This window comes from Halosolutus sp. YCN4, assembly GCF_059736495.1.
On sequence record NZ_JCASSM010000003.1, the window covers coordinates 134,632 to 157,492 of the forward strand.

At 65.3% G+C, this 22,861-nt stretch carries 16 protein-coding genes and 5 pseudogenes; 11 read left to right on the top strand and 10 right to left on the bottom strand.

The features are described from left to right. The first annotated feature begins 17 nt into the window (after nucleotides 1-17). Together AC6I6X_RS11310 and AC6I6X_RS11315 are read left to right on the top strand one after the other, a co-directional pair. The gene (locus tag AC6I6X_RS11310; protein WP_497930619.1) at nucleotides 18-1,454 is read left to right on the top strand and encodes an aldehyde dehydrogenase family protein; all 1,437 of its coding nucleotides are present in this window, start codon (nucleotides 18-20) and stop codon (nucleotides 1,452-1,454) included. Between the two features lie 154 nt (nucleotides 1,455-1,608). After that, on the top strand, nucleotides 1,609-2,739 hold the full coding sequence (locus AC6I6X_RS11315; protein ID WP_497930620.1) for an iron-containing alcohol dehydrogenase family protein: 1,131 nt from the start codon (nucleotides 1,609-1,611) through the stop codon (nucleotides 2,737-2,739). 244 nt (nucleotides 2,740-2,983) lie between these two features. Here AC6I6X_RS11315 and AC6I6X_RS11320 read toward each other — a convergent pair. The 4 genes and pseudogenes from AC6I6X_RS11320 to AC6I6X_RS11335 form a co-directional block, all read right to left on the bottom strand. Then, nucleotides 2,984-3,043, bottom strand: a pseudogene (locus tag AC6I6X_RS11320) (hypothetical protein); the annotation flags it as partial. A 56-nt stretch (nucleotides 3,044-3,099) separates the two neighbouring features. Further along, nucleotides 3,100-3,326: pseudogene (locus AC6I6X_RS11325) on the bottom strand (DUF8154 family protein); the annotation flags it as partial. A 6-nt stretch (nucleotides 3,327-3,332) separates the two neighbouring features. Continuing rightward, nucleotides 3,333-3,458: a hypothetical protein gene (locus tag AC6I6X_RS11330; RefSeq protein WP_497930621.1), complete on the bottom strand. Its 126-nt coding sequence runs from the start codon at nucleotides 3,456-3,458 to the stop codon at nucleotides 3,333-3,335. After that, nucleotides 3,451-3,774, bottom strand: a pseudogene (locus AC6I6X_RS11335) (nucleotidyltransferase domain-containing protein); the annotation flags it as partial. The gene AC6I6X_RS11330 and the pseudogene AC6I6X_RS11335, both read right to left, overlap by 8 nt. Nucleotides 3,775-3,815: 41 nt before the next feature. Between AC6I6X_RS11335 and AC6I6X_RS11340 the strand changes: the two are divergent. Beyond that, nucleotides 3,816-4,493 (top strand): annotated as a pseudogene (locus AC6I6X_RS11340) (IS6 family transposase). 635 nt (nucleotides 4,494-5,128) lie between these two features. Here the strand turns inward: AC6I6X_RS11340 and AC6I6X_RS11345 are convergent. The 3 genes from AC6I6X_RS11345 to AC6I6X_RS11355 form a co-directional block, all read right to left on the bottom strand. Further along, nucleotides 5,129-6,121 carry a glycerophosphodiester phosphodiesterase gene (locus AC6I6X_RS11345; RefSeq protein WP_497930622.1) on the bottom strand — a complete coding sequence of 331 codons (993 nt, stop codon included), beginning with the start codon at nucleotides 6,119-6,121 and terminating at the stop codon, nucleotides 5,129-5,131. 139 nt (nucleotides 6,122-6,260) lie between these two features. Further along, nucleotides 6,261-7,343 carry an inositol monophosphatase family protein gene (locus AC6I6X_RS11350; protein ID WP_497930623.1) on the bottom strand — a complete coding sequence of 361 codons (1,083 nt, stop codon included), beginning with the start codon at nucleotides 7,341-7,343 and terminating at the stop codon, nucleotides 6,261-6,263. Nucleotides 7,344-8,202: 859 nt separating this feature from the next. Further along, nucleotides 8,203-9,549: an acetyl-CoA carboxylase biotin carboxylase subunit gene (locus AC6I6X_RS11355; RefSeq protein WP_497930624.1), complete on the bottom strand. Its 1,347-nt coding sequence runs from the start codon at nucleotides 9,547-9,549 to the stop codon at nucleotides 8,203-8,205. A 238-nt stretch (nucleotides 9,550-9,787) separates the two neighbouring features. On the opposite strand from AC6I6X_RS11355, the gene AC6I6X_RS11360 reads away from it, so the two are divergent. The 5 genes from AC6I6X_RS11360 (at nucleotide 9,788) to AC6I6X_RS11380 (ending at nucleotide 14,950) form a co-directional block, all read left to right on the top strand. Next, complete coding sequence (locus tag AC6I6X_RS11360) at nucleotides 9,788-10,693, top strand: 5-oxoprolinase subunit B family protein (protein WP_497930625.1); 906 nt, start codon at nucleotides 9,788-9,790, stop codon at nucleotides 10,691-10,693. Continuing rightward, a complete protein-coding gene (locus AC6I6X_RS11365) occupies nucleotides 10,690-11,658 on the top strand; it encodes a 5-oxoprolinase subunit C family protein (RefSeq protein ID WP_497930626.1) in 969 nt (322 codons plus the stop codon). The genes AC6I6X_RS11360 and AC6I6X_RS11365 overlap by 4 nt, the downstream gene beginning before the upstream one ends. Before the next feature lie 131 nt (nucleotides 11,659-11,789). Further along, a complete protein-coding gene (locus AC6I6X_RS11370) occupies nucleotides 11,790-12,038 on the top strand; it encodes an acetyl-CoA carboxylase (protein ID WP_497930627.1) in 249 nt (82 codons plus the stop codon). A gap of 101 nt (nucleotides 12,039-12,139) precedes the next feature. After that, complete coding sequence (locus AC6I6X_RS11375; protein ID WP_497930628.1) at nucleotides 12,140-12,910, top strand: LamB/YcsF family protein; 771 nt, start codon at nucleotides 12,140-12,142, stop codon at nucleotides 12,908-12,910. A gap of 771 nt (nucleotides 12,911-13,681) precedes the next feature. Next, complete coding sequence (locus tag AC6I6X_RS11380) at nucleotides 13,682-14,950, top strand: saccharopine dehydrogenase family protein (protein WP_497930629.1); 1,269 nt, start codon at nucleotides 13,682-13,684, stop codon at nucleotides 14,948-14,950. A 23-nt stretch (nucleotides 14,951-14,973) separates the two neighbouring features. On the opposite strand, the gene AC6I6X_RS11385 is transcribed toward AC6I6X_RS11380, so the two are convergent. From AC6I6X_RS11385 to AC6I6X_RS11395, 3 genes are read right to left on the bottom strand one after another with little or no spacing between them, the layout of a single operon-like run. After that, nucleotides 14,974-16,218 carry an Mrp/NBP35 family ATP-binding protein gene (locus tag AC6I6X_RS11385; protein WP_497930630.1) on the bottom strand — a complete coding sequence of 415 codons (1,245 nt, stop codon included), beginning with the start codon at nucleotides 16,216-16,218 and terminating at the stop codon, nucleotides 14,974-14,976. A 6-nt stretch (nucleotides 16,219-16,224) separates the two neighbouring features. Further along, nucleotides 16,225-19,413 (bottom strand): molybdopterin-dependent oxidoreductase, encoded by a 3,189-nt coding sequence (locus AC6I6X_RS11390; protein WP_497930631.1) that lies wholly within the window; start codon nucleotides 19,411-19,413, stop codon nucleotides 16,225-16,227. 2 nt (nucleotides 19,414-19,415) lie between these two features. Beyond that, nucleotides 19,416-21,212 (bottom strand): 4Fe-4S dicluster domain-containing protein, encoded by a 1,797-nt coding sequence (locus AC6I6X_RS11395; RefSeq protein WP_497930632.1) that lies wholly within the window; start codon nucleotides 21,210-21,212, stop codon nucleotides 19,416-19,418. Nucleotides 21,213-21,489: 277 nt separating this feature from the next. Between AC6I6X_RS11395 and AC6I6X_RS11400 the strand changes: the two genes are divergently transcribed. From AC6I6X_RS11400 to AC6I6X_RS11410, 3 genes and pseudogenes are all read left to right on the top strand, one after another. Next, nucleotides 21,490-21,750: a sulfurtransferase TusA family protein gene (locus tag AC6I6X_RS11400; protein WP_497930633.1), complete on the top strand. Its 261-nt coding sequence runs from the start codon at nucleotides 21,490-21,492 to the stop codon at nucleotides 21,748-21,750. Then, nucleotides 21,747-22,310, top strand: a complete 564-nt coding sequence (locus tag AC6I6X_RS11405) for a DsrE/DsrF/DrsH-like family protein (RefSeq protein ID WP_497930634.1) — start codon at nucleotides 21,747-21,749, stop codon at nucleotides 22,308-22,310. The genes AC6I6X_RS11400 and AC6I6X_RS11405 overlap by 4 nt, the downstream gene beginning before the upstream one ends. Nucleotides 22,311-22,584: 274 nt before the next feature. After that, nucleotides 22,585-22,809: pseudogene (locus AC6I6X_RS11410) on the top strand (proteasome assembly chaperone family protein); the annotation flags it as partial. Between the last annotated feature and the right edge of the window lie 52 nt (nucleotides 22,810-22,861).

A 22,861-nucleotide genomic window follows, 5' to 3' on the forward strand; every position in this document is an offset into this window, starting at 1 on the left:
GCGGGATCACGCCCACCATGGATATCAGGAACGAGTATCGTCTCTTCATCGATGGAGACCCGATCGAGTCCGTGACGGGTGGCCGATTGCCGATCGTGAACCCGTCCACGGAGACTGAGCTCACAACAGTCGCTGCCGGTGACAGTCGAGACGTCGATAGAGCCGTGGCCGCAGCCCGCGAGACGCTCGCTGACTGGCGGTCCCGACCGCCAGCGGAACGCGGCGAACTGCTCGCCGACGTTGCAGACCGTATCCGGGCCGCGCGGACGGAGCTTGCGGACCTGGAGACGCTCGACACTGGCAAACCCCGGTCTCAGGCACTCGCCGACGTGGACGGCTGCGCCCGCGCCTTCGAGTACTACGCGGGTATCGCCGACAAAATACACGGCGATAGTATCCCGCTCGGCGAGGAGTACGTGGACTACACCGTTCGAGAACCGCTAGGTGTCACCGCCCAGATCATCCCGTGGAACTACCCGATCGGCATCTTCGGCCGATCAGTCGCTCCGGCGCTCGCCGCGGGCAACACAGCGGTCGTGAAGCCGGCCGAGGAGGCGCCCCTCTCGTCGGTCAGGGTCGCCAAGATCGCGGCCGACGCTGGCCTCCCCAACGGCGTTCTCAACGTCGTTCCTGGCCGCGGGGACGAGGCGGGCGCTGCCCTCTCCAGCCACTCCGACGTCGACGGCGTGAGCTTCACCGGATCGGTCGAAACAGGCCGCCAGGTCGGGAAGGCGGCCATGGAGCATCTCGCGCACGTACACCTCGAACTCGGAGGGAAGAGCCCGCTGGTCGTGTTCGGGGACGCCGACCTGGACGCTGCCATCGAGAGCGCTGTCGCCGGGTTGTTCACCTCGAACGCCGGCCAGATCTGCTCCGGGGCCTCCCGCCTGCTCGTCCACGAGGACGTTCACGACGCAGTCGTTGAGCAGCTCGCTGCGCGGGTCGAGTCGCTCACGGTCGGCCCCGGTATGGACGACCCGGACGTGGGCCCACTGATTTCGGCCGACCAACTCGACCGCGTCGCTTCCTACGTCGACGCGGGCCGGCGGGAGTACGGCGGCCCGCTCATCGGAGGCGTCCCGGACCGGACTGGCTACTTCGTCGAACCAACGATCTTCGACGACGTGGACCACGACTCGCGCCTCGCCCAGGAGGAGATCTTCGGGCCAGTGCTCGTTGTGACTACCTTCGCCGACGAGACGGAGGCCGTCGAACTCGCCAACGACGTCGACTACGGGCTCGTCGCCGGGGTGTTCACCGAGGACCTGCGGCGCGCGCACCGCTTCGCTCGCGACGTCCATGCCGGGCAGATATACGTCAACGAGTGGTTCGTGGGCGGGATCGAGACGCCGTTCGGCGGGTACGACAACAGCGGCGTCGGTCGCGAGAAGGGGCTCTCGGCGATCGAGAACTACACGCAGGAAAAGAACGTCGGCATCAACATCAACCCATGAGCCGCCACGACTCCATGCCACGCATCCGGGATAACGACCGGGCAGGAGTTCGGGGTGGGACGCGATTTCCGGGGGGAGCCGGGAGCTCTCTGCGGTCGATCAAACTCGTTCGCGTCGCGACGCTGAATACAACTGGAGGGCCATTCGATCGAACATGACGGAGTTCGTTTCCCCACCGCGCACGTTCACCGGACCCGGCTCCCGGTCCCGGCTCGCAGACCTCATGCCAGACGACGCGAGCGACGTTCACGTCGTGACCGACGAGGGTGTTGCAAACGCTGGCGTCGTCGACGCGGTCCGTGATCACTTGCCGGTCGAGCCGACCGTCCACACGGACGTCCCGTCGAACCCGGACCAGGAGACCGTTCTGTCGCTTTCCGACCGGCTCGCAGCCGCTGACTTCGCTGTGGGGGTCGGTGGGGGGAGTCCGATGGACGCAACGAAGGCTGCGTGCATCGCACCGACCGTTTCGGCGGCGACCACTGTCCCGCTGGACCTCTCCCCGGAGACCTCCCTGGACCGTCTGGACCGCCGCGTCCCGTTCGTTCTGGTGCCGACGACGTCCGGAACGGGTACCGAAACCGGCTACTGGGCCGTCGTCTCCGACCACGACCGCGCGGAGAAGCGGAGCGTCGGTCACCCCTCGATGCTGGCTGACGCGGCCGTCCTCGACCCCGAACTGACCCTCTCGCTGCCACCAGTCCTGACGGCCGCGACGGGATTCGACGTGCTCACGCACGCCATCGAATCACTCACTGCCAGTGGCGCGACAGAGCTGACACTCCCCTACAGCCGCCACGCCTACGACGTCGCGAGGGAGTCACTCGGGGCGGCGGTCGCGGACGGCGACGACCTCGCCGCCCGTGAGGCGCTGCAGCAGGCCAGCTATTTGGCCGGTGTCGCGATGAACAACGCCGGGCTGGGTGCCGTCCACGCAGTGAGCCACGCGCTCGGCGGCGTCCACGACCTTCCACACGGCCACCTGAACGCGATGCTTCTCCCGGCGGTCGTCCGCCGTAACGGCGAGCGAGATCCGGGAGCACGGGCGCGATACGCCACCCTCGTGGAGTCAGCCCGCCCCCCGCACGTGGAGCTCGCCGACCGCGTGGAACGCCTCCGACGCGACGTCGGGTTGCAGCACCTGCCGGACGTCCCCGAGGACTGGCAGCTGGAGGTCGTCGCCGAGACGGCCGTTGACAACCTCAACATGGAGACGAATCCATTCCAGTACGACGAGGACGCCGTCATGTCCATCTGCCGGCATGCGCTCCCAAACACGGCATAGACCACCGCCTGGAGCACAGGGAGCGGCAACCGTTCCCAGTTCGTCCCGGGGATCGAGGCTTCCCTGGACATGGGATTCAAACCGCATTACTCCCTCTCGTATAGGATCACGTCGCTGCCGTCCTCGGACTGCAACGTCAACATCATCGTCAGGTTCAGTGGCTCCGTTACGGCCTCGAATTCGCAGCGCGGCAACATCGTCGCGCGCGACAGCTTCGCCTCCATCGTGGCGAAAGGATCCCGCCCTAAGTCCGAGGCCCGCCGCCGAACGGGAAGTAGGCGTAGTCGTGTAGTTTGTCGTCGAACGCCTCAGTCCAGCGCTTGGGCCGGAACGCCTCGGGATCGTCGTACTGTCGTACAGTTGTTGGAGTTCACGCGTCGTTTCGGCGGAGAGAAGTCCGAGGTCGGTGGCACGATCGTACCAAGTGGTGCGGTCATGGAAATCATCGAGCTCGTCGCCGCCTTCAGCCAACGCGAAGGCTTCGACCGATCGTTCGTTGCACCGAAACACAATTCGATGGTAGCAGTGTAGAATACTTGCTCAGCGATCGTATCGACTGCGGCTAGCAACCGGCATGCCTTCGCCATCTGGGTTTACCAGTCGGCGTCTGCGTCAATCGCCTCTTCTCGCTTGGGCACACCGTATCCTTCCTCGTTGAACGCGTCGATAGCCACGGTGAGCGCGTCCGTGATGGCCTGCGGGTTGCCTTCTCTACTCATCGAGATCACCGTGGAACACCATCTTTCGGACCGTTTCGAATTTCTCTGTGTCGGTGTCGACGAGGCCATCACTGAGGACATCTCGGAGTTCGTCTGTGTAGTTCGAGACGGCTGGAAGGGATTCGACATCGATTTCGTATGCGTACCGGCCGGTGTCGAACCCGTGGTCTTCGAGGTCTTGTCGGATGCGATTCACGGTTCGCCGATTCGCCATGCGATCTTCCTCGACGAGGGCCCACAGGTTAATGTCACTCCGCCGATCAGCGTCGCCTCGCGCAACACTGCCGTACAAAACGATACCGATGGCAGTGTCTAGGCCAGTTTGAGAACTGAGCAGGTTGTAGAGTTAGTTTGGCTATGTCACTCGCAGACCTGCTCAGCGACTGCTACGCGGCGGAATTTGATGAATCTTGGGAGCGAGAGCGGACGGCGACGCCCGCTAGGGCGTTCGCCGTCCGGCTCCACGCGACCGGTTGTTCGCTTCGAGAAACACAAGCGATTCTTCGCTTGCTCGGCGTTGAGCGGCCTAATCAAGCAATCTAGCAGTGGGCACATCGGCTGGCTGACAGCATTCCAGACCCGCCGACGGCGAAGCCGTCGCGGGTCGCCATTGATGAGACCGCTGTCAAGATCAATGGCGACTGGTCTTGGGTATATGCTGCAATCGAACTAGATTCGCGGTTGATTCTTGATGTTACAGTCTTCGGATGACAAGGAACTGATCCAGCCGCTGCGTTCCTGCATAAATTGACCGAGAAACACGATCTCTCCGAGACGGTGTTTCTCGTCGATGGCTACGGCTATCTGACCGCCCTGTCCTGATTAGGGTTGAGCGGTCAGCTCAACTACGTTGATCGAAACCCAATCGAAAAGTGGTTTCATACTTCCAAGATACGTGTTGACTGCTTCCATAATTCGTGGGTGGGCAGTCGGGCGAGCATCAGAGAATGACTTGAACAGTTTGTACACTACTATAACACACAACGACCGCATCAATCACTTAACGGACAGATGCCAGCGGAGGTACTAAACTAGATAGTGCCGACTCGACAATCAGCTCCAGTAGCCACAGATTGCTGTCGATACCGACAGGCACGAACTCAACCTCAACGCGTTATTTAATGGCGCCCACCGGGACGTGCTGGAAGGGATTCAGTACACTGACAGCGAGATACGACGCCGCAGACGCCGTGTATCTCATCGATTCAGCACCGTGGCTCAACATTGTACACCACCGGCACGGGGTCAGATTTCGAGATGTGAGTCACAGGTATCGGAACGGCGTCGAACATCTCTTCTAAGAGATATAATGACGTACCCCCTCAGTTTAAAATCTATTTCAGACACGCCGATCGAGCAACCACCGAACCATGGCTGGGGCGCGACGTATCCTGCGGAAATCAATTGCTTGAGTGCTGCTCGGTTCCCCAAGCAGTGCTGGTGTATCGGTCGGTTTCCAGCGGAACTACGAGTGTGTGTGATCGTTTACGGGAGGCGAATAGTGGTGGGTGGCTCACCACGAGCAGGTCTGGCAGGGAAGCGGCGTGACGGCCTCGCGGAGCCGTCCGGAGACGACAGTGTCCACGGGGGAGGCCGATCGAACCGAGAGATCGCAGTCCCCGGCAAAGAACCGCTGCTGCTGTCGGTGTCGCCGATGCGGGCCCGACGACTCAGTCGAGCACGCCGGGGTAGTCAGCGATGATTCCGTCGACCCCCGCGTCGACGAGCTGCTCCGCCTGATACCAGGTCCCGACCGTCCACGTGTTTACCGCCCGTCCCTCGTCGTGGGCTCGTTCTATCAGGTCGATATCGGCGAATCCGGGGTCGTCGATGTAGTAGGAGTCGTTGAAGAACGGCGACCCAGCGACCATGTTGTACGGCGGGTGAAGCGCTTCGCAATCGTACTTGTTGGTAATCACGAGCCCGACGTCGATCGAGTCCCAGAACAGGAACGCGATCGGGACGTCGGCGTCGTACTCGCGCGTCGTCGCGAGCGCGGCCTCCATGAACGACGACACGAGGACGTGATTCTCGAACTCGGACGCAATGTCGAGCACGCGCCGGGTGAACGGCCGCCAGACGTCTTTCCGGTCCTCAAGGTCGCCACCTTCCAGCTTCTCGGCGAATCGAACGTCGGTATCGCCTGGATTCTTCAGTTCGATGTTGACGGCCACACTCGACGGGATCGCCGACAGAACCTCCCGCAACGTCGGCACCGTCTCCCCGCTCGCGAGGACCTCGGCGGTTCGCACCTCCGAGCAGGGCGTCTCCCACACGAGCGTGTTCTCATGGTCGGTGAGACCGCGCTCCCCGCCGTCGCGCGACGCAAGCCGGTCGTCGTGGAAGACCACGACCTCGAAGTCGTCGCCTTCGTGGGGGCGCCCGCCGCAGGGCACCACGTCGATTTCGATCATCTCGGCGCCGCGCTTGGCCGCGCCGTCGCCGCTTCCCCCTCTGGAGGCCTGTTCCACGGCGGCAACCGTGTTTTCTGGATACACGCCCGCGAACCCACGATGCGCAATCAGCGTCGTCGACTCGTCGTCCGGCAACTTGCCGTCGTCACGACCCTCCGCGCTCACAACGCCGCCGACGTACGATCCGAGTACCGCTGCGCTCGTCGCCTTCAGCACGGTCCGCCGACCGATGTTGGGAATTCCGAACATTGCATCGGACGGTGACTACGCTCCTACTAATAAAATATTTCATAAATTTATTTTAATATATTTATTATTACCTGTCGCTGCCCGCTACGGACGAAGGCCGCAGCGGGCCGCGCGACCTCCCGACGGGCGGGGTCGCTGGCTAGCGCTCGAGCGTGTCGATCGGTCTGGTGAGCCAGTCTTTTCCGGAGTCCTCGAGCAGGTCGAAGAAGTCGTCGTGGAGTTCGCCGTTCGAGGCGACGACGCTCCCCTCGAGGATGCTGTCGAGGTCGGTGTTTCCGTCGAAGTCGGTCACCGTCCCGCCCGCCTCTCGGACGAGCAGCGCCTCGGGCGCAACGTCGACCGGCTTGAGGTCCTTCACCGAGACCGTGTCGAACACGCCCTCGGCGACGAACGCCAGGTCGGGCGCGGCGGCTCCGAGCAGTCGCGTCCCCTGCGTGTACGAGAAGAGGTACCGCCACAGGCCCATGTAGTCGAAGTCGTCGGCCGTCTCCTTGAGGTAGAACCCGACCCCGTGGAACGAGTCCTCGATGGCCTCGGTGTCGGTGACGGACAACTCCGTCGGTTCCGAGTCCTCGGCGACGAGGTCGTAGCCATCGCTCCGGAACTTGTAGGCGCCTTCGTCCCGAACCGCGACGTACACTTCGTCCCGGAGCGAGTAATACATCACACCAGCGTACAGTTCGCCGTCTTTCGTGACGGCGATGTTGACGCCGAAGTGGGGGATCCCCTTGGAGAAGTTCGTCGTCCCGTCGAGCGGGTCGATGATCCAGACGTACCCCCCTTCGAGCTGGCCGCCCTGTTCCTCGCCGTACAGCGCGTGATTCTCGTCCTCGAAGTCGTCGCCGAGCTCGTCCCTGATCGTGTCACGGATCAGCGTCTCCGCTTCCGTGTCGACCTCCGTGAGGAGGTTCTGCGGGTCCTTTTCCTCGGCCTCTCCGATCTCGCCGAAGTAGTTCTGGTGAAGCTGCGCCGCCTTCGCCGCAGCCAGGACGGCGATCCTGAGGTAGCGATCCTCGATCGGCATCTGCCCCTGGAGGTCCTCGATCTCGACCCCCTCGTCGTTGTCATCGCCTTCTGCGGCGAGTGCGCTGAGAACACCGTTAGAGCCGACGATTCCTGCCGCCCCGGCAGTCCCGGTCACGCCCGCCAACTTGAGAAACCGTCGGCGATCTTCGCTCTCGGTACCGTCTCTGTGTTCGTGGTCACCAGTGTCGTCGGACATGGTCCATTTCGGACGGCAACGATCAGTTATTTAAATTTAATTGGGTCTAATTTCAGCTACATATATTGGTTGTGTTGTATATGAATAGACGAATATATAATGGATATTACGGGAATTTGTTCCCACAAAAACCGACCGGACGATGCGGCGACATCGAGAGGCCCGACAGCAACACCGCTCTCGGTGTATGGCTCGCACGCAAATCTGTCACGGGAGCGATCAGCGGATCGAGCGCGTTCTTGTCGACGAAGGCGCTGTCGGCGAGCGCCGTCGCAACGAAGCGGACGTCGGACGTGCTCGTGCGACCGCGTTCGCTGGCGATAGTGGCGTGCCAGCAAGGAACGGATCGCACACGTGGTCGGCCCCCGACCTCGTCGCCGCAGCGCGTGGCCAGCGATCACTACTCGGCGTTCGGGGGAACCCGATGGCGTGCTCCGCGGCCTGCGCGATGATCGATCAGGTCCAGGACGGCAACCTCAATAACGCCAGCGAGCAGGGGGGTGTGGCTCGCGGAAGACCGCACGGCGCTGGCCGACGCGTCCGACGTCGTCGGTGATGCTCGCGGGGACGGATCGATGCACGGGCTCGAGATCGTCGACCCCGACGCTGACGGCCCGCGAGGCGTCGCCTCGGCTCCGGACCCCGACCTCGGACGGACGATCGCAACCCAACTCGTCGACGCCGGCATCGTGATCGGCGTCGGCGGGGTCGACGGGAACACGCTTCGGATGCAGCCGCCGCTACCGATCGACCGCGAGCGGCTCACGTCGATCGGCGCGGCGCTTCGGGCGGCTCTCGACGCCGCACCGGCCGGCTGCCGCGCCGGCCACCGCCGGGCGTCGGGGCGCGTCGCCCGCCGTCAATCGAGGCCGTCGAACTGCTCGTCGAGGTACTTGGTCGTGTGGTCGTTCGCGCGGAACTGCTCGTCCTCGAGCACCGCGCGGTGGAACGGGACGGTCGTCGCGATCCCCTCGACGTCGGTCTCGGCGAGCGCGCGTCGGCCCCGCGCGAGGACTTCGTCGCGGTGCTCGCCAGCGACGACGTACTTGCCGACGAGCGAGTCGTAGTACGGGCTGATCCGGTCGCCCTGGTCGACGCCGTCGTCGACGCGAACGCCCATGCCGGTCGGCGGGCGATACGTCTCGAGCGTCCCGGGGGTGGGCGCGAAGCCGGCCGCCGGATCTTCGGCGTTGATGCGAAACTCCATCGCCGCGCCGCGGGGGGCGACCGCGTCCTGCGCGAAGTCGAGTTCCTCGCCGGCGGCGATGCGGAGCTGCCACTTGACGATGTCGATGCCCGTCACGACCTCGGTGATCGTGTGTTCGACCTGGATGCGGGCGTTGACCTCGAGGAAGTAGAACTCGCCGTCCTCGTAGAGGAACTCGACGGTGCCGGCGTTTTGGTAGCCGGCCTCGGAGACGCCCTGGCACGCGGCGGCACAGAGCTCCTCGCGTGTCTCCGGATCGAGCGACGGCGACGGCGTCTCCTCGATGAGTTTCTGCTGGCGGCGCTGGACGGAGCAATCGCGCTCGTAGAGGTGGCGGGCGGTGCCGTGCGTGTCGACGAGCACCTGGACCTCGATGTGGCGCGGGTTCTCGAGGAACTTCTCGACGTAGACGTCGGGGTTGTCGAAGTACGCGTCCCCCTCGCGCTTGGCGTCCGCAAGGGCGTCCTCGATCTCGGCCGCGTCGGCGACGACTTTGAGACCGCGACCGCCGCCGCCGCCGTCGGCTTTGACGGCGACCGGATACCCGTGCTCGGCCGCGAACGCGCGGACGTCGGCCGGCGCGTCGACGATGTCCTCGGTGCCGGGAACGACCGGCACGCCCGCCTGCTGCATCAGCGTCCGGGCGTTCGTCTTCTCGCCGAACTCGGCCATGACGTCCGCCGGCGGCCCGATCCACGCACACTCCGACTGCTCGACCTGGCGAGCGAACGCCTCGTTTTCGGCCAGGAACCCGTATCCCGGGTGGATCGCCTCCGCGTCGGTCTCGCGGGCAGCCTCGAGGAGGGCGTCACCGTCGAGGTAGCTCTTTCTGGCCGGCGACGACCCGACGTGACGGGTGACGTCGGCGTGGCGGACGTGCTTTGCCGTCTCGTCCGCGTCGCTGTAGACGCCGACGGTGTCGACGCCGAGTTCTTGTGCCGCCTGGATTACCCGGACCGCGATCTCGCCGCGATTCGCGACGAGGAGTCTGTCGAACATCGTTTGGAAGTCACTAGCAACCCACTTAAGTTGGAACCCGAGCGCCGTCCGTTGTGCCGGGCGGCCCGGGCGCGCTCGCCACCCGGCTCGGACTGCCTGCGCCGACGCGCACTGTCGAGACGACTGCGGGGTGAGACCACGACTGTGGGTGTCGTCGAGCGTCGATTTCGGTGGAGAGACGGCCAGAACCGGACGACCGCCACTGTTAATATATCACACGGTGACGGGCGGCACACTGATGACAGAAGCGCGAATCGAACGCACGGAACTGCCGGAGCCGCGATACGAATTCGGCGGCGACGATCACGTGTTTGTCGAACTCGACGAGGCGATGAGTTTCGATGCCAACTTTCAGGCGATGGCGATCACCCAACAGATAAGCGAGCGCGACATCGACGGCGTCACCGAAATCTGCCCCGCCAACGCGTCGTACATGGTCCGGTTCGACCCCGACGTGATCCGGCCGGCCGCGATGGTCGACAGGCTGCGCGAGATCGCCGCCGAGACCGACATCGAGGAGTACTCCTGGGAGACGCGCATCGTCGACGTTCCCGTCCTCTTCCAGGACCCGTGGACCCACGAGACGCTCATGGAGTTTCGCGATCGCCACCAAGACCCCGACGCGACGGACCTCGAGTACTCCGCGCGGATCAACGGGCTCGAGGACGCCGAGGCGTTCATCGAGACCTTCGTCGGCGCGCCGCATATGGTCACGATGGTCGGGTTCGTCCCCGGCCTCCCGTGGTGTTTCCAGATGGTGCCCAGGAGCGACCAGCTCGAGGTCCCGAAGTACGAGCAACCCCGAACCAACACGCCAGGCCGGGCGGTCGGCTTCGGCGGCGCGTTCTCGGTCATCTACCCGGTCCAGGGCGCGGGCGGCTACCAGCTGTACGGCCGGACGCCGATCGAGGTGCTGGACGCCGAGCAGACCCTCCCCGACTTCCAGGAGTCGATCGTCTTCCCGAATCCCGGGGACGTGCTGAACTACCGGCCGATCGACCGGGACGAGTACGACGCGGTGCGCGAGGCGGTCGAGGCCGGCACGTACGAGTACACGACCGCGTCGGTCGAGTTCACCCCTGAGGAGTTCTTCGAGGCCCCACACGAGTACAACGAGGCGATCACGGAGGTGCTGTACGAATGATTCGCGTCCTCGACGGCGGCATCTCGACGACGGTACAGGATCTCGGCCGGTTCGGCCAGTACCACATCGGCATGCCGCCCTCCGGGGCGATGGACCGCTTCTCGCACCGGGTCGCAAACGCGCTCGTCGGCAACAGTCCGGAGGCGGCCACCCTGGAGATGACGTACGGTGGCGCCGACCTCCGGTTCGAGGCGGACGCCGTCGTCGCGCTCGCGGGTGCCGACATGCCGGCGCGCATCGACGGCGACGACGTCCCCATGCACGAAGCGGTGCGGGTCGAGCGCGGCCAGGAACTGGAGACCGAGTTCACCACGACGGGCGCGCGCACCTACCTCGCCGTCGGCGGCGGGATCGACGTCCCCGAGGTAATGGGGAGCAAGTCGACCTACACGCTCGTCGGCATCGGCGGGCACGAGGGCCGCACGCTCGCGGACGGCGACGAGCTGGCGATCGGCGAGACCGGCGTCGACCGCGAGGCTGTGATCGGCAACCGCGCCCCCGAATCGCGGCTCCGCGACTTCGAGGCGATCGACGGCGTGCGCGTCGTCGTCGGCCTATGCGATTACCGGCTCACCGACGAGAGCCGGGAGCGGCTCTGCGAGGTCGACTGGACGGTGACGCCGGAGGCCGATCGCGTCGGCTACCGCCTCGAGGGGCCGGAACTCGACTTCGTCGAGCGCGAACAGCCGTTCGGCGCGGGGACTGACCCGTCGAACGTCGTCGACGTCGGGTACCCGATCGGCTCGATCCAGCTGCCCCAGCAACCGATCGTCCTGATGCGGGACGCCGTGACCGGCGGCGGGTACGCGACCGTCGCGACGGTGATCAGTACGGACCGCGACCTGCTCGCCCAGATTCGCACCCACGAGACCGTCCGCTTCGACGCCGTCACGGTCGACGAGGCGCTCGAGGCCCGCGCGGCCGCGCAGGCCGATCTCGACGCGATTCGAGACGCCCTCGAGTGACGCGCGCGAGCGGGCGCGCCGTCAACCCGACGTCACCGCTGCGTGTACGTTCGCCGCCGTGAAGGGGCGACTCCCTCGAAATCCGGCGCTCGGCGTCAACGATTAAGTAGTGCCGGACCCACACACGAGGTATGACGACCGAGTACGTGACCGCCCCGATGCCCGGCGTGTTTTACCGACGACCAGATCCGGACGACCCCCCGCTCGTGGAGGTCGGCGACGACGTGACCGCGGGCGACAAGGTGGCGCTCGTCGGCGTGATGAAGAACTTCCACGACGTCACGGCGTCGCACGACGGGACCGTGACCGACGTGCTGGTCGACAACGAGGCAGAGATCGAGGCCGGACAGGAACTGATCGAACTGACGATCGACGACTGACGGCCGCGACCGGCGACGATCGCCGCCGAAATCCCCCGGAGGGCGTCGAGATGCGGAGCCGCGCCACAACAATGAAGGGATCCGACGGAGTCTCCTCACGCATGGTAGCCATTGACATTAACTGCGACATGGGGGAGAGCTTCGGCAACTACACCATGGGGCGCGACGAGGAGGTGATGCCGTACATTACGTCGGCCAACGTGGCGGGCGGCTTCCACGCGGGCGACCCGCACGTGATGCGCGAGACGATCACGCTGGCCGAGGCGCACGACGTCGGCGTCGGCATCCATCCCGGGCTGCCGGACATGATGGGCTTCGGCCGTCGGCAGATGGACGCCACACCCCAGGAGGTACGCGACTACGTCGTCTATCAACTCGGCGCGCTCATCGGCTTTGCCGAGTGGGCCGGCGTCGAGGTGCAACACGTCAAACCCCACGGGGCGATGTATTCGATGCTCTCCGGTAGCGACGACCACGCTCGCGCGGTCATGGATGCGATCCTCGAAGTTGACCCCGAGCTGGTCTATCTCGCGACAGACCTGAATATTTACGAGATTGCCGAGGAATACGACGACCTCGATGCGGTGTTCGAAGGATACGTCGACCTCGATTACCGCTCGGATCACACGCTGATCGTCGAACAAGAAGTGTCGGCGGTCGACCCCGAACTCGCGGCCGACAGGGCCGTAAGCATCGCCACACGAGGCGAGGTCGAGGCCGCTGACGGAACGATGATCGACATCCCCGCTGACAGTCTCTGTATTCATGGCGACAATCCCAACGCCGTCGAAGTGCTCGAGACGATCCACGAACGCTTCGAGGCGGAAGGGATCGAATTGAAGCGCCTCGATGAACTCTCGCTCTGCCAGTGACGGCGTCGTGGCCGTGTTCGTGGTCGGACCGCCTGGTTCGTGAGTCGCTGTGGCATCCCCCACCGGAGAGTGATCTGGAACGACGGCACCCGCGAGACCCAGGGTGAGCCGCTCGAGGACGAAGTCGACACACTCGAGTCTCGAACGAGACGGCTCGAATCCCGGACCGATTCGCTCACCACCCGAACTGACTCAGTAGTCGGCTCGACGAGCACGGCCTGCACATGACCGCCGAACTGCGAGCGATGGCGATCGCCCTCATCGAAGCAGCCGCCGAGTAGCGATTCAGCAGCGGCGGACACCAGCGCGCTGGCTCGACTCCGTGTCCTACTCGGATAGCAGAACACGCGTTCGTCGCTCATCGCGCTCTCGACCCGGCCGTCCAGGCGGCGGTCGCCCTCGAGCAGGTCGTTACTCAGGAGCCAGGCCGACAGGTCGATCCCGCGGGCGAGTTTGCCCTCGCCGCGCAGCAGGCGGTCGACGAACTCGGTCGGAGCGTCGTTCGGATCGTGGCGGACGTGGTCGATCTCGGCCAACAGCAAGACGGTCCAGGCGGGGGAGTCGGCCAGGGCGGCCCAGATCGCGGCGAAGACGCCGTCGAGGCCGGCGGCGGCTTTCGTGCGCGCTCCCGTGAGTGCGACCAGAATCTCGTTGGCGGCGCTGAACGGCGTCCGGAAAGAACTCGAATTCGCGTTCGCGCTCGGACGGAGTGACGACACCGGCCGCCACCCAACAGTTGAGGCCATGGATCGCGAATTGCAACCGATACCCGTGTCGAGCACCCACCGACAGCACGATCTCGTCGTCTGGGGGGCCACTGGCGTCGCTGGCCGCCTCGTCGCCGCGTATCTCACCGAACAGTACACACCGGACCACCTCTCGCTCGCACTCGGCGGTCGTAACGAGCGGCGGCTCCACGAAGTGGCCACAGCACTCGGAGAACGGCGTTCTGCGTGGGATGACATCCCGATCGTCCTCGGCGACGCGACCGAGCCCGACAGTCTTCACGCCATCGCCGAAGACACGCGTGTCGTCTGTACGACGGTCGGCCCGTACACGACGTACGGCACCCCACTCGTCGAAGCGTGCATCGCCGCCGGAACGGACTACTGTGATCTGACGGGCGAGGTGAACTGGGTGCGGGAGATGATCGACCGATACCACGACGACGCGGTCGAGGCGGGCACGCGACTCGTCCACAGCTGTGGCTTCGACTCGATCCCCAGCGATCTCGGGACGAAACTCGTTCAATCGTTCGCCATCGACGAGTTCGGGACGCCGTGTGATCTGGCACACATCTACCTGGAGGACAGTCGCGGGAGCGTGAGCGGTGGCACGATGGCCAGCGCAGTCGAAGTGTTTCGCGCCGCGTCGACCGATCCGCTGGCCCAACAGACGCTTCGGAACCCGTACTCGTTGGCACCGAAAGGTGAACGCGACGGCGTCGATCCGGGCGCACAGACCGTCCCGAAAAAGGACCGCCTCCGATCGGTATGGACGGCTCCGTCGCCGATGGCGGTGGTGAACGAACGGGTCGTTCGACGCAGCAACGCGCTGCTCGGGTATCCGTGGGGGCGTGAGTTCGAGTGCACAGAAGTGCTGCCCATGGGCGACGGCCTCGGCGGCCTGGCGCGTGCAAGCGCTGTCTGGGCGGGGATCACGGTCGCTACTGCTGGGATGGCGTTCGGACCGACACGAGACGGACTCCGTCGATTCGTGTTCCCGGATCCGGGCGAGGGGCCGACGAGAGCGCAGATCGAAAACGGGTATTTCACCGTCCGCGTACTCGGCCGTGGGACCGCCACTGACGGTCCGTTCGTCGTGGAGAGTCGGATTCGCGCCGATCGGGATCCGGGCTACGGCGCGACCGCGAGGATGCTCAGCGAGGCTGCGATGTGTCTGGTGTGCGACCAGACCGACTCACCGCTCGCGGGTGGGATTCTCACGCCGGCGTCAGGTATCGGTGACCCACTTGCCGATAGGCTTCGGCAGGCGGGACTGGATGTGGAGGTTGACGTCTGGGAGAGTCCGCCCCCTTGACGTCCTCCGGGTATAAGCGAGCGTCAGGGCGGGGGAGTTGACTCGCGGAACGTCACGGCAGCCTCGTTCACCCGCGCCGCAATTCGGGTCGCGGCAATCCGCAGCTGCTCGCGGGCGGCACCGCCGTCGGGTCTGCGAGCCACCGGGGGCGCTCTGTCGCCCCGGGTTCGCTCCTCGTGCGTCCGGGGTAACTCGAGGCGGCCGACGAGTGGAACGTCGATGCCGGGCGGACGTACCGGCTCACCGTTACCGTCCACCGTCCCGACGGCGGCCTCGAGTGGGATGCGACCGAGAACGGGAACGTCGAACTGGTCGGCCAGCTCGTCGGCACCGCCGGTCCCGAAGATGTCGTGAACTGCCTCGCAATCCGGACACTCGAAGCCGGCCATGTTCTCGACGACCCCCACCACCGGTGTGTCGTGACGGGCGAAGCCGACGAGGCCGCGGGCGGCGTCGTCGACCGCAACCGCCTGCGGTGTGGTCACGATGACGGCGCCGGCGAGAGGGACATGTTGAACCAGCGAGAGGTGTGCGTCCCCCGTCCCCGGCGGCAAGTCGACGATCAGATAGTCCAGTTCGCCCCACTGGACGTCGCCGAACAATTGCTTGATGAACTCGTCGACGAGCGGGCCGCGCCAGATAACCGGGTCATCCTCGCCGGTGATGAACTCCATGCTCATCGTTCGGACGTCGTAGCCCTCGCGGGGGACCATCTCGTCAGCACGCGTCGCATCGGGCCGTCGCTCGTCGAGGCCGAGAAGCGTCGGCGCGTTCGGCCCGTACACGTCGGCATCGAGGAGGCCGACGGCTGCGCCCGCGTCCGCCAGCGCAGCCGCGAGGTTCGCCGCGATCGTGCTCTTGCCGACCCCACCCTTGCCCGATGCGACGGCAACGACGTTTTTCACGTCGGGGAGCATGTCGATACGCTCTCCCGAGTCGGCAGCGCTGGCCCGGAAGTCGACATCGACCGACTCGACGCCATCGACGGCGTCGACAGCACCCTCCACGTTCGCGGCGAGTTGCTCGCGGAGCGGCTCGCTCGGGACTGGAAGCGAGATCGCGATCGAGGCCACGCCGTCGCGCACGACGACCTCGCCGACGCCATCGATCGCCACGAGGTCAGCGTAGAGGGCGTCCGTTCCCACGTCCGCCGAGGCGATAGCCTCCCGGACGGTCGCGGCGATATCGCCTTCCCCATCGGCGTCGACTGGCGCGGTCGGCGTCTCACCGGTCCGCCCGACAGGAGGTGTCTCGTCGGAGTCAGCCATCGCCGATCAGTCCTCACCGTGCGGGCCGAACTCGTCCGGATCCCATCGTTGCTCGCGACCGACCGGCCCGTCCAGATACCAGGCGTCGTCCTCGCCGGGGTCGATCGGCGGCGCGATCGGCCGCTTGAGCCACTTCGGTCGGCGCTTCCCAGCCGGCCCATCGGCCGGGCGCGTCTTCTCGACCCACTCGCGGTAGATCGCCATGGAGCGATCGGTATCGACGTAGACGTCGCCGTAGTAGTCGTCCGCCTTCGCCGGCCGGATCCGGACCTTCTGGTGCCAGCAGTGCATCCCCGAGATGGGGTCGGGGTGGGGCGCGTGCGTGAGGTTCTGTGGAACGCCGCCGTCGGTCCACCAGACCCTGGCGGAGTCGGGATCGTCGCTCTCGAACGGCCCGATGCCGGACTGCTGTCGCATGCCCCACTGGCTGTCCTCGTCTTGCAGGTCGACCGTAACCTTCCCGTAGGGGTCGCCGCCCTCGTCGAAGTCACCGTCGTCGTCGCGGTCGATCTTCCACTGCCCCATGTGGTGGCTCATCGCGGCGATGCCGGGCTTGATCGACTCGGTGACCCAGACCTCGTTGACGTAGTAGCCGATGTCAGTCTCGACGCGCACGAGGTCGCCCGTCTCGACGCCCAGTCGCTCGGCGTCCGTGCGGTGCAGCCAGACCGGGTTGTTGTGCGAGATTTCCTCGAGCCACTTGGAGTTCGACGACCGGGAGTGGATCTGGGTCGGCAGGCGGAACGTCGGCACGAGCACCATCTCACCGTCCTCGTAGTCGAGGTTTTCGGGATGGACGTGGCTCTTCAGATAGTGGGGGATGGTGTACTCCTCGTCGTCCCAGCCCCACTCCGCGAGCGTCTTCGAGTAGAACTGCTGCTTGCCGGTCGGCGAGGGGAACCCGCGTTTCGGTTCGCCGTCGACGAGCACGCCGAGCACCTGGGTTTCGAGGTCCGCGAGGGAGCCATGCGGAACCGTATCGTACCCGCCAGGATGATCGGCCCCCTCGTCGATGTCGGCCGACTGCGCCGCCCCGTCGGGGATCGAAACGTCGGCGTCCGCATCCAGTACCCGGTGGATCGTCCCGTACTCGTCGACGAACACGTCGTCGTCCTCGAGCAGCGCCGGATCGAGCGGTTCCTCGTGGAGTTCGTACTCGTTCCGGCTGGCCTCGAACGCCCCGTGGTGTTTCATGTACTCCAGGGGCTCCATCCCGGCCTCCTCGGCCGCCTCGACGAGGTTCTCCTCGTGCTCGAAGACGTAGCGGTAGTACTCGTCGATAGTCATCTGGGGCGGGTCGTCCGTGGCCTCGTCAGTACCCGTCGCCTCGCGATCGGCCGCGCCGTCGTCGCGCTGTTCGGTCGTGCCGCCGTTCGCCGCGGCCGTCTCCCGATCGCGGTAGGGGCTCTCGAAGTACTCCCGGATGCCCAGGTCGCCGTCTTCGTCGACGCGCCAGGAGAGGTCCATCCAGAACTCGTCTTCCTCCCAGACCTCGCCCGGATTGGCCTCGTAGGTGCGCTCGATGTCCGCCCCCTCGCGCTCGGCGTACTCCCGCTGGACGGGCTGTCGGTACGTGACCCACGTCGCGGCGTGGGTCTCCTGGCTCTGGATGTCGTGACGCTCGGGGCTGTGGCCCATCGGCAGGACGTAGTCGGCGAAGTACGCCGTCTCGTTCCAGGTGGGCGTCAGCGCGACGTGCATCCCGACCTTGTCCTCGTCGCTCAGCGCCTCGATCCAGGAGAACCCGTCGGGGTAGGTGTAGACGGGGTTGAACACGCGGGTGAAGTAGACCGACAGTTTCCCGCGACCCTCCTTGAGGAAGTACGGCAGGAGCTGGCTCATCTCGTAGTGGGCGAACGGCCACTCCGGCGGCAACTGGAGTTCGTCCCAGAGCGTCTGGCGCGGCGGCTCCTTCGGCATCTCCGGCTCGAACTTGTGCCAGGCGTTCGGCGACGTGCCGCCTTTCGTGCCAACGCTGCCGGTGAGCACGGACAGGAAGTGCAGCGCCCGACTGACCTGCCAGCCGCCCTCGTTCCCCGACGCCGCGGAGCGCCAGATGTGACTGGCAAAGCGCGACCCGGCAGTGCCGATTTTCCGGCCGACCGTCTCGATGGTCGCGGCGTCGACGCCGCTCTCGGCCTCGGCGTACGCCGGCGTAAAGTCCGCGTACGTGTCCCGAAGCACGGCGAGGTACGTCTCGAACGTCCGCTCGCGGCCGGGGTGTTCCTCGTCGAGGAACTGCCGCCAGTTCACCCAGTTGGAGAGGAACTCCTCGTCGTAGAGCCCCTCCTCGAGGATGACGTTCGCCATCGCCAGCAAGACGGCAGCCTCGCTGCCGGGCTGGGTTGGAAGCCAGTAGTCCGACATGGCAGCGGTGTTCGACAGCCGCGGATCCAACACCGCGAGCTGGCCGCCCTCCATGACGCCCTCGATGATGCGCTGGGCGTGGGGGTTGAAGTAGTGGCCGGACTCGAGGTGGGCGGACAGTAACAGGATGAACTCGGCGTTGGCGAAGTCGGCGCTCGGCCGATCGTACTTGTGCCAGAACGCGTAGCCCGCCCTGGCACCCGCCGAGCAGATGTTCGTGTGGGAGTTGTGGCCGTCGAGCCCCCAGGCGTTGATGACCCGGTCCATAGACCCCTCGTGGCCGGGCCGGCCGACGTGATAGGTGATCTCGTTCTCGCGGCCGTCGATGATGGTCTCGCGCATCTCGGTGGCGATGTCCTCGAGGGCGTCGTCCCAGGACACGCGGGTCCACTCGCCGCTCCCCCGCGGGCCGTCCCGCTTGAGCGGATAGCGGATGCGCTGGGGATCGTTGATCTGGTTGATCGTGGCCGGCCCCTTCGCGCAATTGCGCCCTCGGCTTCCGGGGTGTTCGGGATTGCCCTCGATCTTGCGGATGTCGCCGGTTTCCTTGTCGATGTAGGTGAGCAGCCCGCAGCCAGCCTCGCAGTTGAAGCAGGCCGTCGGGACGACCGAGTACTCCTTCGGGAGGCCCTCGGACTCGTACTCGACCCAGTCGTGCCACTGGTCGGGGTCCGGATACGAGCCGAGTTCGCCCTCCGGGGCGATGCGATCGACCCCGTCTACCCCGCGACGCTGTCGCTGTTTTTTCGTTTGCTCTGTCCGGTTCGAAATGACGCCGAGTCGTTCGGCGAGTTTCTCGATTCGGCTCGGATCGAATTCGTGTCCCATGGTCAGGCGAGTGAAATCGTCTGCGGAGCGGTTATCCAGCAATACTCGAAGGCGAGGAGACCAGCGAGTGCGAGCGCGCCGGCCACCGCCGCGAGGATCGGCCAGCCGACGGCCAGCGCCGCCAGCGGCAACAGGATGCCGACGACGACGCCACCGATCCAGAACGCCCTCCGGAATCGGCCGCGAGTGATGCGCGCGGCGGCCTCCTCGGCGTCCGCGGTCTGATGGGGCGTGAAGATCTCGGAGGCGACCAGCACGGCGTGGCCGACCAGGCCGACACCGAGCGCCAGCGCCGACGGCCCGACCATCGCTTCGAACCACGGCACGCCAGCGACGCCGAGGACCACCAGCGTCGCGCCGCCGCCGACGATCGACTGCGCGAACATGTGCAGCGGCATCGCGGGGCTCTGCCAGAGGTCGCGTCCTTTCGACTGGCTGAACAGAAACGCCGTGTAGACCGCCGTCGCCGCGCCGAGGACGGCGGCCGCGCCCAGCGAGAGCGGGTGGACGACGGCTTCGATTCCCAGGAGTGCTCCCAGCACGGCCAGCCCGAGGTACGCGCCGGCCGCCGAGATGATGTAGGCACCTTTCACGAGCCAGGAGTTCCAGTTCGGCCGCAACAGCACCCAGTGAAACCGGGTCGGCTGCTCCAGATCCAGGATGAGGAGCACCCCGGTCGCCGCCAGAAACAGGCCGCTGACGAACGCGCTCGCGCCGAAGGTGGTCACGCTCGGTTCGACCAGTCCGAACAGCATGAACAGCGCCGGGAGCAGGAGCGCCCCGGCAGCGATCCCCTTCGTCCAGGTGTAGGAGTACACCTCCCAGCCCCAGGACCCGTAGTGGTCTTCGCCGATGTCGTAGACCCGCGTTGCCTCCTCGTGGAGGAGTTCGTAGGCGCGTTCGGTCCGGCTTTTCGAGTCGTCGGACCCCCTCCGGCCTGCGGGCTCGGTTCCGTACCCGCCATCGGACTGGACGTCACTCGTGTCCGTGGACGACGCGGACGCGTCCTCCTTGCCGCACCCACAGGAATCACAGCCACAGTCCGTGCGCCCGCCGTCGGCGCGGGCATCCCCGCCGTCCGATCCCCCGGCATCGCCCAGCGAGACGTCGGACGCCGCGAGCGACTCGGCGGCCTTCTCGAGGTCGAAGTCGGGGACCGCTTCGCCCTCGGTCTCGACCTGATGGGGAGCGTCGCTCCACATGTAGTGTTCCTCGCGGGCGGTCGTGCCCGGGGTGGTGCTGCCCTCGTCGCCGTCGACGTAGAACAGCGTCGGCTCCGTGCCCTTCTCGGGCTTGCGGGCCTGGACCTCCTCGCGGGAGATCGTGCGAGCGATTTCGGTGTCCGGATTCTCGAGATCGCCGGCGAGGATCGCATCCTCCGGACAGACGGTCACGCAGGCCGGCTCGCGCCCCGTGTCGACCCGGTGGCTACAGTAGTTACATTTCGCCGCCGTCTCCGTGTTCGGATCGATGTAGAGCGCGTCGTACGGACACCCTTGCATGCAGGCCTTGCAGCCGATACACCGTTCGGGGTCGAAGTCGACGATGCCGTCCTCGCGTTCCCAGAGTGCGGTAACGGGACAGACGTCGGTACACGGAGAGTCGTCGCAGTGGTTACACCGCATCACCGAGAAGTTGCGGTTCGTATTGGGGAACTCGCCTTTCTCGATGTATTTGACCCATGTCTTGTTCACGCCGATCGGGTCGTCGTGCTCACCCTTACAGGCGACCGTGCAGGCGTGACAGCCGATGCATTTCCTGTTGTCGATGACGAAGCCGTAGTTCGTGATGTGACCCACCTCCGTTGGTTTGTGGCAACACCCAACATGGATCGAGCCGATACTTAAATCTTGTCTAAATTGTACAATATCCCGAATATAGGACACAAAAGTCGGCGACACGACTGGCACTGGAAGCGTGGCGTGCCAACTATCGCTCGCCTACCAGCACCAGAAAGAGGAGACAGCGTCGTGAACAGCAACGTTTGTGATAGAGCATATCACGCAATTTTCAGATATACGAAACTTTAACTACCTTGTGCATAATAGGGATAGTTGTGCGAGATCGGCAAGACATATGAGCACGAACTACGACATCACCGAAACGGTCGACGTGAAAGGGCAGAACTGCCCGATACCGGTTGTGAAAGCGAAGCAGGCGGTCGACAGCCGCGAGTCAGGAGACGTCATCGCGATCATCGCGACGGACCCCGGAAGTGTATCCGACATCGAGGGGTGGGCGAGCTCGACGGATGGGGTAGAGCTCCTCGAACAGGACGAGGGTGACGAAGACGGCGAAACAGTCTACCGACACTACGTCCGGAGGACAGGGGCATGAGCACCGATTCGTCGACAGCGGACCCGAGTACAGCGCACCTACAGGAGCAGATAACCGAGCTCCAGGAGGACCTCGCCGCAGTGAAACGCGACGATGACGGCCAAAGGCGGATGACCATCATCGCAACGAAGGGCACGCTGGACATGGCGTACCCGCCACTCATCCTGGCGAGCACGGCAGCAGCGTTCGGCTGGGATGTCACGGTCTTCCACACGTTTTGGGGCTTGGAGATGCTTCACGAAGAGCGCTCGAAGGAACTCAAGTTGAGTTCCGTCGGGAACCCGAACATGCCGGTACCGAACCTACTCGCCATGCTCCCCGGCATGGATCGAATGACGACGTGGATGATGAACCGTCGCATCGCTGACAACGAGACGGCCACCATCGAAGAACTCATCGACACCTCCCTGGAGATGGGCGTCGAGCTACAGGCCTGCCAAATGACCCAGGACCTGATGGACTACAACGAGGACGAGTTCTACGAGGGCGTCACGACGGGCGTCGGTGCGGCGACCGCACTCGAACACATGGCCGACGCCGACATCCAACTACTCGTTTGATCGACGGCCTCCCGCGGTTCCGTTCTTCGAGGCAGATCGCTGAGACACGGAAGCTGAACACTGCCCCTGAGAGCGTCCCGTAGGCAGATGTGGCGGGTCGGTGTAGTGCGCTGGACATGCCATCGAACGCTGCCGAGACGGCGTTTCATCGATCGACGGATCCCGACGCCGAAGCACCGACGCTGATCGAGGGGGTACCGGATCACGGACTGGTTGCGTCGATCGCCGTCGACCAGATTACTCAGTTTGGGCTCGAGCAGTACGGGTCGATCCGATCCGATCCGATTCCCTTCCGCCCGTTACGTCGTTCACCGACGGGCTCGTTCAGGATACCGTCCGGGACTACGGCGGGACGGATCCCGACGTCCTGACCTTGCAGAGCGACGCCCCGGTTCCGGACGACGCGTTCACCGAACTGAGCCCGTGTGTGTTGGCGGAACTGGTTGAGGACTTCAGCCGGGCAATCTTTCTCGCCGGTGCGCCGGCCCAATCAGAGGAACAGCGGGACGACGTCGTCGGCGTTGCCACCACCGAGGAGCTGAAAACGGAAT